Here is a 15,927-nt window from a genome sequence, read left to right on the forward strand (position 1 = left end):
CCGGGGAACAAAACGAGCCTTGCGGCTTTGTAATTGGGGTCGTCTCGGTTTCTAGCGAACCGGGACGCCGTTTTATTGTCAATGGCATCACCGTGAACAAATTTGCGCACACGTTCGAGAGCGTCGCCCTCAAAGACGCTTTCTCCCCTATTCTGCCCTCTTTTGAGGAGAGCCGCATCTGTCGAGGCCGAGACATCTTTCGAGACGCCTCCGATCGCAGCCGCATCATCATCCTCTCTCCTAGGTGAGGGCCTCATGAACCTGATGTCATCCCTGGATTCGCCCAGCCTGCAGACCGAGCCCGACGGCGACGGTCTCTGGTACAAGGACGCGATCATCTATCAGCTGCACGTCAAGGCGTTCGCCGACAGCAACAATGACGGCGTCGGCGACTTCGCCGGCCTGACCGACAAGCTGGACTATCTGCAGGACCTCGGCGTCACCACGCTGTGGCTGCTGCCGTTCTACCCCTCGCCTGGCCGCGACGACGGCTACGACATCGCCGATTACGGCAGCATCAATCCCGATTTCGGGACGATGAAGGAGTTCAAGCGCTTCATCCAAGAGGCCAAGCGGCGCGGCCTGCGGGTGATCACCGAGCTCGTGGTCAATCACACCTCCGACCAGCATCACTGGTTCAAGCGCGCCCGGCGCAGCCCGCCCGGCTCCAGCGCCCGCAACTGGTACGTCTGGAGCGACACCGACCAGAAATATCTCGGCACCCGAATCATCTTCACCGATACCGAGAAGTCCAACTGGACCTGGGATCCGGAGGCCGGCCAGTTCTACTGGCACCGCTTCTTCTCGCACCAGCCGGACCTCAACTTCGACAATCCGCGCGTGGTCAACGCGATCATCCAGGTGATGAAACGCTGGCTCGATGCCGGCGTCGACGGCTTCCGGCTTGACGCCATCCCCTACCTCTGCGAGCGCGACGGCACCAACAACGAAAACCTCCCCGAGACGCATGCGATCATCAAGCGCCTGCGTGTCGAGCTCGACAATTACGCCAAGGACAAGCTGCTGCTGGCGGAAGCCAATCAGTGGCCGGAGGACGTTCAGGAATATTTCGGCCAGGGCGACGAATGCCATATGGCCTATCACTTCCCGCTGATGCCGCGCATCTACATGGCGATCGCCCAGGAGGACCGCTTCCCGATCACCGACATCCTGCGCCAGACGCCCGACATTCCCGCGACCTGCCAATGGGCGCTGTTCCTGCGCAATCATGACGAGCTGACCCTGGAGATGGTCACCGACGTCGAGCGCGACTATCTGTGGTCGACCTACGCCAACGATCCGCGTGCGCGCATCAATGTCGGCATCCGCCGCCGCCTCGCGCCGCTGATGGACAATGACCGGCGCAAGATCGAGCTGATGAACTCGCTGCTGATGTCATTCCCCGGCACGCCGATCATCTATTACGGCGACGAGATCGGGATGGGTGACAACATCTATCTCGGCGACCGCAACGGCGTACGAACGCCGATGCAATGGACGCCCGACCGCAATGGGGGCTTCTCGCGCGCCGACCCGGCGCGGCTCTACGCGCCGATGATCATGGACCCGGTGTACGGCTACGAGGCGGTCAATGTCGAGGCGCAGTCGCGCAGCCTGTCGTCGCTTTTGAACGCCACCAAGAAGCTGATCTCGGTGCGCAAGTCGACGCTGGCCTTCGGCAGGGGCACCATGACCTTCATCCGCCCGGCCAACCGGTCGGTTCTGGCCTATGTCCGCCAATACAAGGACGAGGTCATCCTCTGCGTCGCCAACCTGTCGCGCTCGGCGCAGGCGACCGAGCTCGATCTCTCGCCATTCAAGGATCGCGTCCCGATCGAAATGCTCGGCCGCTCGCGCTTTCCCGCCATCGGCGAACTGCCTTACATGATCACGCTCGCGCCCTACGGATTCTACTGGTTCCAGCTCAAGGAGCGCGAGAAGTCGGAGCCCATCATCCAGCGCGCGGTACCGGAGTTCGAGACGCTGGTCGTGCCGCTCGGCTCGACCTGGGTATCGCTGGCTCGCACTCGCAGCGTGTTCGAACGCGACGTTCTGCCCGGTCATCTGGCGCGCGCACGATGGTACCCCGAGCGCTCGGCGGACGCGATCCATCCGACGCTGACCTCGGCGATCCCGTTCTGCGACATCGGCGACAACCGGCCCTGGCTGATCTTCTTCAAGGCCGCCGAGCGCGACGAGAAGCGGCGCTATCTGCTGCCGATGCAGATCGAGTGGGTGCGTTTCGATCGCGATCGCTACAATCCGCAGGCCTTCGCCGCCGTGCGCCAGGGCGCCCGCGAGGGAACGCTGCTCGATGCAGCGACGAGCCCGATCTTTCTTGCGCTGCTCCTGCACAATATGAAGCAAGCGTTGACGGTCGAGGAAAACGGGGTGCGCCTCGAATTCCGGCCGACGTCGCGGTTTCCCGACAAGCAGATCCGCGAATCGGAGCAGGTGCGCGTGATCGAGACCGACCGCTGCAGCAGCAAGGCGGTGGTCAACAACGAGTTCTTCATCAAGCTCCGCCGCGAGCTGGAGGCTGGTCCGCACCCGGAGATCGAGATCGGCGGTTTCCTCACGGAAACCGTAGGCTTCGCCAATGTCCCGCCGCTGCTCGGCAGTGTCGAGGTGATCCAGGAGGGCGAGCGGCAGACCGTCGGCTGCGTCCACGGCTTCGTCGAGAACCAGGGCGACGGCTGGACCGTCAGCGCCGCCTATCTCGATCGCTACGTCGACGACCAGCGCGTGTTCGCCGCGAGCGGCGACGAGCGGCAGAGCGAGGAGCTGTCGCCCTATCTGCGCTACATGGCGCAGGCAGGCCGTCGCGTCGGCGAGTTGCATGCGGCGCTCGCCTCGCGCAGCGACATCGTCGATTTCGCGCCCGAGCCCACGAACGCAGATCATCTCGATCACTGGATCGACCGGCTGCGCGGCCAGGCTGACCGGATCCTCACGGGCCTGAGCGAGCGCCGCGATCACCTCAAGGATCCGGAACGAGGGCTGGTCGACCAGGTGCTCGCCAGGCGCGGCGAGCTGTCGGAGCGCCTCAGCAGCCTGATCCCGCACCATATCGGCGGCTGCGACATCCGGCTGCATGGCGATTTCCATCTCGGCCAGATCCTCATCGTCAAGGACGATATTTTCATCATCGACTTCGACGGTGACGAGGAGCAGCCGCTTGCCGAGCGTCGGCGCAAGGCGCCGCCGGCGCGCGACATCGCAGGCTTCCTGCGCTCGATCGATTGCTCGGTCCGCGTCGCCCAGGAGCGCGCCCTGAGGGCGAGCCAGGACGATCACGGCCGTATCGCCGCCGCGCTGTCGGAATGGCGCGACCAGGCCGCGACCGCCTTCTTGGCTGGCTATCGCGAAATCAAGGCCAGTCAGCGCCTCTGGCCGGACGATCCGCATACGGCGGAGGCGCTCCTTAACTTTTTCATGCTGGAAAAAGCCCTCGGAGCGCTCGAATATGATCTGGCTCACCGGCCGGACTGGTTGCGCATCGCATTGAGCAACCTGCTTCGCGTCCTGTCCGAGCCAGCATCAGCCAGCGAGACCTCATGACCCATCTTTCTCCCGAGGCGTTTGCGATCATCGAAGGTCGGCATGCCGACCCGTTTCGCTATCTCGGTCAGCACAATGTCGACGGGCGGGCCGTCGTGCGCGCGTTCCTGCCCGAGGCCTCCCGCGTCGAGGTGGTCGGTGAGCACGGCGACGTCGCCGCGCTGACGCGCATCCATGATGCCGGCCTGTTCACCGGGACCATGCCGTCGCTGCAGCGCTATCGGCTTCGGGCGACATTCGGCGACCACGTCACCGACCTCGAGGATCCCTATCGTTTCCTGCCGATCCTGAGCGATTTCGACCTGCATCTGCTCGGCGAAGGCAACCATGAGCGGCTTTACGACAAGCTCGGCGCGCATCCGATGGTGCTCGACGGCGTCGATGGCGTCGGATTCGTCGTACTCGCGCCCAATGCACGTCGCGTCAGCGTGGTCGGCGATTTCAACTTCTGGAATGCGCGGCGCCACCCGATGCGCGTCCGCGGCAACGGCTATTGGGAGCTGTTCATTCCCCGCGCCAGGGCCGGCGACCACTACAAGTTCGACATCATCGGTCCGCAGGGCGAGCACCTGCCGCTGAAATCGGATCCGATGGCCTTCGCGGCCGAGATGCGTCCCAAGACCGCATCGATCGTGGTCGACGAGTCCAGCCTGCCGCGACCTCGGCCGGCGCCGCATGACATCAACAAGCTGAACAGGCCGGTCTCGATCTATGAGGTGCATCTCGGCTCCTGGCGGCGCAAGGACAATAACCAGTGGCTGACCTATCGCGAACTCGCCGAGCAACTGCCGGCCTATGCACGCGACATGGGCTTCACGCACATCGAATTCCTGCCGGTCAGCGAGCACCCGTTCGACGGCTCCTGGGGCTATCAGCCGACCGGCCTGTTCGCGCCGACCAGCCGCTTCGGCAGTCCTGAGGACTTCTGTGCGCTGGTTGATGCGTGCCACCGCGAGGGCCTCGCGGTGTGGCTCGACTGGGTGCCAGGCCATTTCCCGGATGATCCGCACGGCCTCGGCCATTTCGACGGCACCGCGCTGTACGAGCACGCCAACCCGATGCAGGGCCGGCATCTCGACTGGGGCACGCTGATCTACAATTACGGCCGCACCGAAGTCGCCAATTTCCTGCGCTCGAACGCGCTGTTCTGGCTGGAGCGCTACGGCATCGACGGTCTGCGCGTCGATGCCGTCGCCTCGATGCTCTATCTCGACTACAGCCGTCCGTCCGGCGGCTGGATTCCGAACAAATATGGCGGGCGCGAGAACCTCGAGGCCATCGAGTTTCTGCGCCGGACCAATATCGACGTGTTCGGCCATTTCCCGCAGGCGACCACGGCTGCCGAGGAATCCACGGCGTGGCCGCAGGTGTCTCGCCCGGTCGACATGGGCGGGCTCGGTTTCGGCTACAAGTGGAACATGGGCTGGATGCACGACACCTTGCGCTACATCAGCAAGGACCCGATCCACCGCAAATATCACCACGGCGAGATCCTGTTCGGCCTGCACTACGCCTTTTCAGAAAACTTCATCCTGCCGCTGTCGCATGACGAGGTCGTGCACGGCAAGCGCTCCATCCTTGGCCGGATGCCGGGCGACGACTGGCAGCGTTTTGCCAACCTGCGCGCCTATTATAGCTTCATGTTCGGGCATCCCGGCAAGAAGCTCCTGTTCATGGGCTGCGAGCTCGCCCAGGAGCGCGAGTGGAATCACGATACCTCGCTCGACTGGCATCTGCTCGGCGACGCCAAATATGCCGGCATCCAGGCCCTGATCCGCGACCTCAACCACCTCTACCGCAACGTGCCGGCGCTGCATGAGCGGGACTGCGAGCCGGACGGCTTCGAGTGGTTGATGACCGACGACTCCGACCGAAACGTCTTCGCCTGGGTGCGCAAGGGCTTCGATGAGCACGCGCGCTGCGTCGTGGTCGTGAACTTTTCGCCCAACGTGTATTACAATTACCGGGTCCGCGTGCCGTTCGGCGGCAGATGGAGGGAAGCTTTCAATTCCGACTCCCTGCATTATGGCGGCAGCAATGTCGGCAACGTCGGCCAGGTCCATGCCTCTGAAGAACACCAGCTCAACCTCATCCTCCCGCCCATGGCAGCGGTATTTCTCCTCCCGGAAGCCTGACGCAATGCGCCTGGCCGCTGGAAGCCACGCCCGTCTCGGAGCAACCTGGGACGGACGGGGGACCAATTTTGCCCTGTTCTCCGCCAATGCCGAGAAGGTCGAGCTCTGCCTGTTCGACAGCCAGGGCCGGCGCGAGATCGAGCGCATCGAACTGCCGGAGCGGACGGAGGATGTCTGGCACGGCTATCTCAACGATGTCTCGCCGGGGCAGCTCTATGGCTACCGTGTCTACGGTCCTTACGAGCCGGAGCAGGGCCACCGCTTCAATGCCAACAAGCTGCTGCTCGACCCCTATGCCAAGCGGCTCGCCGGCCGGCTGGTCTGGAGCGACGCCCATTTCGCCTACCGCGCCGGCTCGCCGCGCGAGGATCTCTCGTTCGACCGGCGCGACAACGCCCGCGGCATGCCCAAGGCTGTCGTCATCGACGAGACCTTCAACTGGGGCCGGCGCGAAATGCGGCCGCAGATCCCGTGGGAGGACACGATCATCTACGAGGCCCATGTCAAGGGCCTGACCAACAAGCGCGACGACGTCCCACCCAATCTGCGCGGCACCTATGGCGGGCTGTCGTCGCCGGCGATGATCAAGCATCTGAAGCGGCTCGGCGTCACGACGATCGAGCTGCTTCCCATCCACGCCTTCATCGACGACCGCATGCTGGTCGAGAAGAAGCTGGTCAACTACTGGGGCTACAACACGATCTCGTTCTTCGCGCCGGAGCTTCGCTACGCGCAGGACAATCCGCTCGATGCCTTCCGGACGACGGTGGCAAGGCTGCACGATGCCGGCATAGAGGTCATGCTCGACGTCGTCTACAACCATACCGCCGAGGGCAACCATCTCGGACCCACCCTGTGCTATCGCGGCATCGACAACGCGTCCTACTACTGGCTGAAGCCCGACAATCCGCGCTTCTACGACGATTTCACCGGCTGCGGCTCGTCCGTTAACCTGACGCATCCGCGTGTGCTCCAGATGGTGATGGACTCGCTGCGCTACTGGGTCGAGGTCTGCCACGTCGACGGCTTCCGCTTCGACCTTGCCACCACCCTGGCGCGCGAGAAGCACGGCTTCGACCGGCGCAGCGGCTTTCTCACCGCGATCCGCCAGGACCCGGTGCTGGCGAGCGTCAAGCTGGTCGCTGAGCCCTGGGACGTCGGTCTCGGCGGCTATCAGGTCGGCGCATTCCCCTCGCAATGGTCCGAATGGAACGACCGCTATCGTAGCGCCATGCGTCGCTACTGGAGTGGCGAAGGCAGCCTGATCGGCGAGGTGTCGAGCCGCATGACCGGCTCGTCCGACATCTTCAACCATGACGGCCGCACCCAGCGCGCCAGCGTCAATCACGTCACCGTCCATGACGGGTTCACGCTGGCCGATCTCTTCAGCTACAACAGCAAGCACAATGAAGCGAACGGCGAGGACAATCGCGACGGCTCCAACGACAACCACAGCAACAATTTCGGTCATGAGGGGCCGACCGACGACGTGACGATCACGGCGCTGCGGCGGCAGTCGCGCAAGAACCAGCTCGCCTGTCTGTTCCTCGCACAGGGCCTGCCGCTGCTGCTCGCAGGCGACGAGGTCGGCAACTCGCAGCATGGCAACAACAACGCCTATTGCCAGGACAACGAGGTCGGCTGGGTGGACTGGAGCGGCATGGGCCGCGAGGGCGATGATCTCATCGACTTCATCGCGCACATGACCGAGCTGCGCCGCCGCTTCGGCCAGATTCGCGCGCGCCGCTGGCTCGATGGCCGCCGCCCGGACGGCAGCTTCGGCGTGCTGTGGCTGACGCCTTCGGCGGAGGAGATGACGCAAACCGACTGGACCTTTCCTGACGGACGATTTCTCGCCTACGTGCTCGCCCCGGTGGAACAGGAGCAGGCTCCGATCTTTATCGTTCTGAACGCGGCCCCTGAAGAGATCGGATTCAAATTGCCCAAGCTTGCCGAGTACAAGACGTGGCAACAGGTCCTGAACACCACCGAAGCCCAGCAGACGCCGATCGACTTCGCGTCCGGTGCGGACCTCAAGGCCCCGTCCCGCTCCGTGCTGGCGTATGCGGGCCAGTCATGAACGGCCGTCAATTCGGACCTCGGCTCACGCAGGACGGCACGACGTTCCGGCTGTGGGCGCCTGCCGCCAGGCGCGTCGATCTGATCCTCGACGTCAAGCATGAGATGCAACGCGGGGATGGCGGTTGGTATTCGCTCGACGTCGCCGGCGTCGGCGCCGGCACGCGGTATAAGTTCCGTATTGACGACGAGCTCGACGTTCCAGATCCCGGCTCGGATTTCCAGCCGGAGGATGTCTCCGGCCCGAGCGAAATCATCGACCACCGTACCTACACCTGGCGCTCCGAAAGCTGGCGCGGTCGTCCATGGCAGGATGCCGTGTTCCTCGAAAGCCATGTCGGCACCTTCACGACGGAAGGCACCTACCGCGCAATGATCGACAAGCTCGATCATCTCGTCGAAACCGGCATCACCGCGCTCGAACTGATGCCGCTGGCGGACTTCGCCGGCTCCCGCAACTGGGGCTATGACGGCGTGCTGCTCTACGCGCCGGACAGCGTCTATGGGCGTCCCGATGATTTGCGCGCGCTGATCGACGAGGCGCATCTGCGTGGCATCATGGTGTTTCTCGACGTCGTCTACAATCACTTCGGCCCGGAGGGAAACTACATCGGCCGCTATGCGCCGACCTTCTTCACCGACGCGCATACGCCGTGGGGCAGCGCGATCGACTACCGGTGCTCCGAAGTGCGCGCCTTCGCGATTCAGAACGCGTTGCATTGGCTGACGGACTATCGCTTCGACGGCCTGCGCTTCGACGCCGTGAATCACATCCTGTCCAACGAGGGTGAGATCCCGATGCTGCACGATCTCAGCGCCGCCGTGGGCAAGCTGGTCGAAGCAACCGGGCGGCACATCCATCTCGTGCTGGAAAACGGCGACAACCGCGCCAGCATGCTGGATTCCGCAGAGGAGCCGCCGCGCGGCAAATTTCGCGCGCAGTGGAACGACGACTATCATCACGCCTGGCACGTGATCCTGACCGGCGAGAGCGGCGGCTATTACGGCGACTACCAGCAGGCGCCGCGCCGCGATCTCGCTCGCGCGCTCGCCTCCGGCTTCGTCTACCAAGGCGAACCCGCGGCATTCTGGGGCGGCGATCCGCGGGGCGAGCCGAGCGGTCATCTGGCCCCCGGCGCGTTCGTCAACTTCCTGCAGAACCACGACCAGATCGGCAACCGCGTGTTCGGCGACCGCCTGGAGGCGCTGGCGTCGCCGGAAGGGATCGCGGCGGCACTCGCGGTGACGCTGCTCGCGCCCACCGTCCCGATGCTGTACATGGGCGAGGAATGGGGCTCGAAGCAGCCGTTCCCGTTCTTCTGCGACTTCCAGGGCGACCTCGCGCTTGCCGTGCGCAACGGACGCCGCAGAGAGTACGAGTGGGCGTACGCCAAATATGGCGACGAGGTTCCCGATCCGCTCGACATCGAAACCTTCCAGTCCGCAATCATCGACTGGGACTCCCGCAATGAGTCGCCGGGGCGCGAGCGTCTCGCGCTGGTGCGCGCGCTCCTTGCGGTGCGTCACAAGGAGGTTGCGCCGCGGCTTCCGGGAGCGAAATTCGGCGAGGCGGACGTGACCGATGACGGTCGCCTGAGCGCGCATTGGCTGATGGGCGATGGCAGCCGGCTAAATCTGCTTGCCAACGTCTCCGACAAGGAACTCGCGGCTTCGCCGACCGGCGTCCCGGGCACCCCGATCTGGGGCGGCACGCCTGGAGACCGCCTGCCGCCGTGGTCGGTGTTCTGGAGCATCGGGGGATAGCATGCCTCCGGCCATTCCCCTCGCGACCTATCGCCTGCAGCTCACGGGTGATTTCAACTTCGAATCGGCCGCACGCGTCGTGCCATATCTGAAGGCGCTCGGGATCAGCCACGTCTACGCTTCGCCCTTCATGACGGCGCGGAAGGGCTCGACGCATGGCTACGACATCACCGATCATTCCAAGCTCAATCCCGAGCTCGGCGGCGAGGACGGCTTTGCGAAACTGTGCGCGGCGCTGAAGCAGCACGATCTCGGCCTCATCCTCGACTTCGTGCCGAACCATGTCGGCGTGCATTTCGACGACAATCCATGGTGGCTCGACGTGCTCGAATGGGGCCAGGCTTCGCCGCACGCCGCCTCGTTCGACATCGACTGGGACCAGTTGCCGTACCGCGCGCGCGGCGGCGTGCTGCTGCCGATCATCGGCACCTCCTACGGCCACGCGCTCGAACATGGCGACATCGAGCTGCGCTATGATCCGGACGAAGGCTCGTTCTCCTGCTGGTACTTCGAGCATCGGCTGCCGATCGCGCCCGAGCGCTATGGCGAGGTATTGCGCATCATCGTCAAGGAGGCCGGTGAGGAGAGCAGCGAGGCCGGCAAGGCGATCCTCGACCTGGCGTCGCGCTATCGCGGCTTGCGCCATCCGAACCGCAAGGAAGCGCCGGTGCTCAAGGCGGCCCTCAAGGCCATTCCCGGCGCGGCCGACGTCATTGCCCAGGGGATCGCAGCCTATAAGGCCGGCGACCGTGGTGCGCAGACGCTCGCTCTGCATCATCTGCTGGAGCGACAGCACTACAAGCTCGGCCATTGGCGGCTTGCGTCCAGCGACATCAACTACCGCCGCTTCTTCGACGTCAACACGCTGGCGGGCCTGCGCGTCGAGGATGCCGGCACGTTCGAAGCGATCCACCGGCTGGTCAAGAAGCTGATCGCGGATGGCCAGTTGCAGGGTCTGCGGCTCGACCATATCGACGGCCTGCGCGATCCCGCACAATATTTCCAGCGCCTGCGGCGGCTGATCCGCGACGCTCGGGGGCCTGCAGCCGGGCCGTTCTACGTCGTCATCGAGAAGATTCTCTGCGAGCACGAGAAGCTGCCGGGTTTTGCCGGCGTGCACGGCACCACCGGCTACGAGTGGATGAACGTCATCACCCAGGTCCTGATCGAGGGCAAAGGTCTGGAGCCCTTGGACGAGATCTGGCGCCAGATCAGCAACAAGCCGCCAAAGCTCGCGCCTGTGATCAAGGAGGCCAAGCGGCGCGTGCTGGAGACTCTGCTGACCAGCGAGTTCACCGTGCTGACCCGCCTGCTGGCGCGCATCGCCAACGGCCACTACTCGACGCGCGACTATTCGGAAGACATCCTGCGCCAGGCGCTCGAGCTGTATGTTCTTCACTTCCCGGTCTATCGCACCTATCTCACCACAGCCGGCCCGACCGAGACCGACCGCAAGCTGATCGACCACGCCATCGCAGGCGCCCGGGCCGAATGGTTCGCCTCCGACGGCTCGATCTTCGAGTTCCTGCGCGATGCGCTGACCATGGATCTCATCAAGCGCGACCGCAGCACCAACCACAGCGTCCCGCGTGTGCGCCGCTTCGCCCTCAAGGTGCAGCAGCTCACCGGGCCGATGATGGCGAAGTCGCTGGAGGACACCGCCTTCTACCGCTTCCACCGACTGCTCGCGCTCAACGAGGTCGGTGGCGATCCAGCGGCGCATGCTCTGGCGATCGCCGACTTCCACAAGCTGATGCGGGACCGCGCCAGGCATTGGCCGCACGGCATGACCGCCACTGCTACCCACGACACCAAGCGCGGCGAGGATGCGCGCACGCGGCTCGCCGCCATCACCGAGCTGCCCAACGATTGGACGTCCGCGATGGCGCGCTGGAAGACCTTGAACGCGCCGCACGTCATCACGGATGGCAAGATGCGCGCGCCCTCGGCGGCGTTCGAATACATGCTGTACCAGACGCTCGTCGGCATCTGGCCGGCAAGCGGCACCGATGGCACCCTGCCCGAGCGGCTGCAGGCCTATGCGCTGAAGGCCGCGCGCGAGGGCAAGGAGGAGACCAGCTGGCTCAATCCGAACGAGGCCTATGAGAACGGCCTGCGCGCCTTCATCGACCGCATCCTGGATCGCGACCGCTCGCCCGAGTTCCTGCAGTCGCTGGAGACGCTTTCCAGGCGGCTGGCTTTGCTCGGCGCGCTGAACTCGCTGACCCAGCTCACGCTGAAGGCGACGATGCCCGGCGTGCCGGATTTCTATCAGGGCACCGAGTTCTGGGACCTTTCGATGGTCGATCCCGACAACCGCCGACCGGTCGATTTCGCCGCGCGTGAGCACGCGCTGCGTGCATGCGAGACTCCCGACTGGGCCCACCTCGCGGACCATTGGCCGGACGGCCGCATCAAGCTCGCCTGGACGCGGGAGCTGCTGAAGCTTCGCAACCAGATGCCCGCCGTGTTCACCAACGGCTCCTACGAGCCGCTCGAGGTGAGCGGACGTCATGCCGATCACATCATTGCATTCGCACGACGGCGTGGGCGCGACGCCGTCATCGTCGTCACCGTGCGCAACTTTGCACCCTTCACCGACGGTGGCCGGGTGTGGCCTCACGCAGATGGTTTCGAAGCCGAGGTTCATGCCCGCGGCTACATACCGGCGGACATGCAGGACGGCATCCTGGCGGTGTCCTCCATCTTCACGCATTTGCCTGCAGCGGCGATCCCGGCGCGGACCGACGCGGCAGCCCACCCGCCTGGTCGACGTCGGACAGCAGCGGCGCCGACCTGATCAGCTCTTCTTCGTCAACAGCAGCTGGCCGCGGCTGCGGATCGCGGATTGCGCCGCCTCGGCAAAGCGCTGCAGCAGCCAGGGCAGCACGACCTCGACACGCACGTGATCGTCGGCGACGTCGACATGGCCCGACGCTGCCTGACCGAGCGCGCGAACGCGAAAGATCATCTTGTCGCCCTCCCAGCGCTCTTCGTCGACCTTCAGGACCGGAACGCTGGTCGCGGCGCGGCTGAGCCCGGCCTGGAGCCGGCGCACGGCCTCGTCCTTGCCGAGGCGATGCGGAATGGAAACGACAAGCGGTCTTGACATCGCGATCTCCTGACTAACAACCCTCTCTACGTAGTCATCGGTGGCTACGACCGCAAAGACACACGCTGCATTTTACTTGTTCCCACGCGGAACTTTCGAAGTTCCAACCAGTTTCCTCGGCGAAGGCAGAGCACGTTGTCGCCCCGCTGCCGGGCACTGGAGGGAAGCACATGTCCATCGGAACTATCATCCTCATCATTCTCATCATCGCCCTGCTCGGCGGCTTTTCCGGCATCGGCGGCGGTCCGTTCTACGGCACCGGCTACTACGGCGGCGGCGGCCTCGGCCTGATCATCGTCATCGTGCTGATTCTCGTCCTGCTCGGACGCATCTGATCCGATCGATCTCATAGCCATCCAACTGATCAGCTCGGGCTGACGTGGCCGCGCCACGTCGGCCTGGCCTTGATTGCGCCCCCGCATCGCATCCCTTACACTTCGTTCGCGAGCTTCCTCATCGCCGGCTTGATCGCGCCGGCCGCGTCGTCATAGCCCTCCCACGCCTTGGTCTTGGGCAAGAGCGCCGGCGCGGTTCGGACCGTGTACCGCTCGGGTTCGAGCCCGTTCTTCACCTGCGCCCAGGTCAGCGGCATCGACACGGTGGCGCCTTCGCGAGCGCGCGGCGACAGCACGGCGACCGCCGTCGACATCCGGTCGTTGCGCAGATAGTCGAGGAAGATCTTCCCCTTGCGCAGCTTCTTCGACATGTTGAGCAGGTACTGCTCCGGGCGGTCGTTCGCCATCCATTGGCACACGCCCTGTGCAAACGCCTTCGCTTCGGGCCAGCTCACCTCGTCGCGCGCGCCGTGCAGCAACGGCGTCACCACATGCAGACCCTTGCCGCCCGTGGTCTTGCAGAAGCTCTCGAGTCCGAGGCTCTTCAAGCGCTGGCGCATCTCCTTGGCGGCCGCGATCACCTCCTCGAACGCGACGTTCGGCGCCGGATCGAGATCGAACACCAGCCGACCCGGGACGTCATAGGCGTCCGGCGCGCAATTCCATGGATGCAGCTCGACGGCGGCGACCTGGGCCACCGCGATCAATCCCTCGACGCGGTCGATCTGCAGATACGGTTTGCGGTCGCCCGAGACCTTGACCAGCTCCAGCAGGTCGGACATGCCCTGCATGCCGTGCCGCTGGAAGAATTTTTCGCCACCGATGCCATCAGGCGCACGCACGATCGAGCACGGCCGCCCCCTCAGATGCCCGATCATCCAGTTGCCGACGGCTTCCAGATAGGTCGCAAGATCAAGCTTGGTGACGGGCTCGCCGTCGCCGGCGTCCGGCCACAGCGCCTTGTCGGGCTTGGAGATCGCAACGCCCATCACGGTCGCCGAGCCCTTCGTGCGTGACGGCGTCTTGTGCAGCGTGGTGCCCACGGTCGCGACGCTCGCGGCGGCCCGCGCCACCGGCCTGGCAACCTTCGTCGTCACCACCGGCGCCTCGGCAACGACCTCGCGCGCCGGCTTGTCCTCACGCAGTCCCTTGAACGAGGCCTGCCTGACATTGCCGTCGCCGGTGAAGCCCGCAAACTCGATCTCGGCGACCAGCTCGGGCTTGAGCCAATGCACGTCACGCGTCTTGCGCGGCGCGTTCTTGCCGCTGAACGGGCTCTTGTCGGATGCCGCCGCCTTCAGCGCCGGCATGATCTCCTTCACCGTGTCCTGGCCGAAGCCGGTGCCGACGATCCCGACATAAGCGAGATGATCGTCCTTGTTGACGCCGACCATCAACGATCGGAATTTGCCGTTGGTCGTCTTCCAGCCGCCGATGACGACCTCGTGGCCGGGCCTGGTCTTGGCTTTGGTCCAGCTCTCCGTCCGTCCCGAATGATAGGCCGAGTCCAGCTTCTTGGAGACGATGCCCTCCAGCGACAGCTTGCGCGCCGACTCCAGCACGGCTTCGCCGTCGCTCTCGAAATGCTCGACGTAGCGGATCCGCGGTGTCTTGCCCTTGATATGCGCCTTCAATAGCTTCGCCAGCCGTGCCTTGCGCTCGCGCAACGGCTGGCGGCGCAGGTCGAACTCCTCGGCGAACATCAGGTCGAAGGCGAAGAAGATCAACTCGTCGGTTTCACCCGCCGAGATCGCCGCCTGCAGGGCGGAGAAATTCGGATTGCCGTCCTTGTCGAGCGCGACGATCTCGCCGTCGATGATCGCGTCCGGCAGCTTCGCAGCCTCCTCCGCAATCGCGCCGAACTTGGCGGTCCAGTCCAGGCCCTTGCGGGTCTTCAGGGTTGCCTCGCCGCCCTCGACCCTGATCTGCACGCGGTAGCCGTCGAACTTGATCTCGTGCCCCCAGCCCTCGCCGCTCGGCGGTTGCGCGACCGACGTGCAAAGCTCGGGCGGCACGAAGTCGGGCAGCGACGATACCGTCTTCGGCGCAACGCGGGCCTTGGTGCCGTTTGCCTTCGCGGCCCTCGCTTTCGGTGATGAGGCCTTCGTAGTCGGCTTGGTTTCGCTGTCACTGCGGTTGGAGTGCCACACCGCATCCGCGTTCATGCGCTGCGTCTTGGCGAGCATGAACGGCTTCGGCGCCTTGCCCTTGCCGGCCGCGATCTGCTCCATCGTGCGGCCCGAGGCGACCGACTTGTCGGCATCCAGGATATCGTTGGCCTCGCCTTCCCGGGCAAACTCGTCGCGATGCTTGATCAGCAGCCAATTGGTCCGCTTGCCGCCGGTGCGATCGTGGCGCATCCGCACCAGCACCCAGCTGCCATGCAGCTTTTCGCCCTCGAGAGTGAATTTGAGATCGCCCTTCTTGAACCCGCGCTCCGGGTCCTCGCTGTCCCAATAGCCGCGGTCCCACAGCATGACGGTGCCGCCGCCATACTCGCCTTCCGGGATCGTACCTTCGAAATCGCCGTAGTCGAGCGGATGATCCTCGACCTCGACCGCAAGTCGCTTGTCGTGCGGATCGAGCGACGGCCCCTTGGTGACGGCCCACGACTTGAAGACGCCGTCGAATTCGAGCCGCAGGTCGTAGTGCAGGCGCGTTGCGTCATGCTTCTGGATGACGAAGCGCGGCCGCGCCGTACGCGCGACCTTGGCGTCGCCGGACGGCTCCGCCGTCTTGTCGAAATCGCGCTTCTTGCGATAGGTGGAAAGCTTCCCGAGCGCCACGGTGATCCCTCGCGTTGAGTGGTAGCGTAGCAAAGCCGGCGAACTCGTGGAACCGGCCGCATCGGCAGGATAACTTCGGGCAAAGTTCCGCGTTCCCGCGGCTCATGGAGGGCCCAGGCTGTGCTGGCGTCCGCCCTCTGCCAGTCGAGAGGGCG

8 protein-coding genes are annotated in these 15,927 nt (G+C 64.8%); 6 read left to right on the forward strand and 2 right to left on the reverse strand.

Translation table 11 applies throughout. The features are described from left to right. Nucleotides 1-255 precede the first annotated feature (255 nt). From treS to treY, 5 genes are read left to right on the forward strand one after another with little or no spacing between them, the layout of a single operon-like run. On the forward strand, nucleotides 256-3,561 hold the full coding sequence (gene treS, locus QX073_RS23650) for a maltose alpha-D-glucosyltransferase (protein ID WP_316172477.1): 3,306 nt from the start codon (nucleotides 256-258) through the stop codon (nucleotides 3,559-3,561). Then, nucleotides 3,558-5,696 (forward strand): 1,4-alpha-glucan branching protein GlgB, encoded by a 2,139-nt coding sequence (glgB, locus tag QX073_RS23655; protein ID WP_316172478.1) that lies wholly within the window; start codon nucleotides 3,558-3,560, stop codon nucleotides 5,694-5,696. Before treS ends, glgB begins: the two co-directional genes overlap by 4 nt. A 4-nt stretch (nucleotides 5,697-5,700) precedes the next feature. Beyond that, nucleotides 5,701-7,776, forward strand: coding sequence for a glycogen debranching protein GlgX (gene glgX, locus QX073_RS23660; RefSeq protein WP_315750201.1), 2,076 nt, complete (start codon nucleotides 5,701-5,703; stop codon nucleotides 7,774-7,776). Beyond that, the gene (gene treZ / locus QX073_RS23665) at nucleotides 7,773-9,539 is read left to right on the forward strand and encodes a malto-oligosyltrehalose trehalohydrolase (RefSeq protein ID WP_316226456.1); all 1,767 of its coding nucleotides are present in this window, start codon (nucleotides 7,773-7,775) and stop codon (nucleotides 9,537-9,539) included. Before glgX ends, treZ begins: the two co-directional genes overlap by 4 nt. A 1-nt stretch (nucleotide 9,540) precedes the next feature. Then, nucleotides 9,541-12,339 carry a malto-oligosyltrehalose synthase gene (gene treY / locus QX073_RS23670; protein WP_316226457.1) on the forward strand — a complete coding sequence of 933 codons (2,799 nt, stop codon included), beginning with the start codon at nucleotides 9,541-9,543 and terminating at the stop codon, nucleotides 12,337-12,339. Here the strand turns inward: treY and QX073_RS23675 are convergent, their stop codons facing one another. After that, a complete protein-coding gene (locus tag QX073_RS23675; RefSeq protein WP_315717996.1) occupies nucleotides 12,340-12,651 on the reverse strand; it encodes a polyhydroxyalkanoic acid system family protein in 312 nt (103 codons plus the stop codon). A 170-nt stretch (nucleotides 12,652-12,821) separates the two neighbouring features. On the opposite strand from QX073_RS23675, the gene QX073_RS23680 reads away from it, so the two are divergent. Further along, nucleotides 12,822-12,986 (forward strand): DUF3309 family protein, encoded by a 165-nt coding sequence (locus QX073_RS23680; RefSeq protein ID WP_006614022.1) that lies wholly within the window; start codon nucleotides 12,822-12,824, stop codon nucleotides 12,984-12,986. 95 nt (nucleotides 12,987-13,081) lie between these two features. On the opposite strand, the gene ligD is transcribed toward QX073_RS23680, so the two are convergent. After that, nucleotides 13,082-15,772 (reverse strand): DNA ligase D, encoded by a 2,691-nt coding sequence (ligD, locus tag QX073_RS23685; RefSeq protein WP_316226458.1) that lies wholly within the window; start codon nucleotides 15,770-15,772, stop codon nucleotides 13,082-13,084. Between the last annotated feature and the right edge of the window lie 155 nt (nucleotides 15,773-15,927).

Source organism: Bradyrhizobium sp. SZCCHNS3052 (genome assembly GCF_032484495.1).
GTDB lineage: Bacteria > Pseudomonadota > Alphaproteobacteria > Rhizobiales > Xanthobacteraceae > Bradyrhizobium.

Excerpts from the sequence above, each read along its gene's own strand:
- QX073_RS23675 (WP_315717996.1), bottom strand. The coding sequence starts at position 12,651 with ATGTCAAGACCGCTTGTCGTTTCCATTCCGCATCGCCTCGGCAAGGAC.
- QX073_RS23680 (WP_006614022.1), top strand. The coding sequence starts at position 12,822 with ATGTCCATCGGAACTATCATCCTCATCATTCTCATCATCGCCCTGCTC.
- treY (WP_316226457.1), top strand. The coding sequence starts at position 9,541 with ATGCCTCCGGCCATTCCCCTCGCGACCTATCGCCTGCAGCTCACGGGT.
- treS (WP_316172477.1), top strand. The coding sequence starts at position 256 with ATGAACCTGATGTCATCCCTGGATTCGCCCAGCCTGCAGACCGAGCCC.
- glgX (WP_315750201.1), top strand. The coding sequence starts at position 5,701 with ATGCGCCTGGCCGCTGGAAGCCACGCCCGTCTCGGAGCAACCTGGGAC.
- treZ (WP_316226456.1), top strand. The coding sequence starts at position 7,773 with ATGAACGGCCGTCAATTCGGACCTCGGCTCACGCAGGACGGCACGACG.
- glgB (WP_316172478.1), top strand. The coding sequence starts at position 3,558 with ATGACCCATCTTTCTCCCGAGGCGTTTGCGATCATCGAAGGTCGGCAT.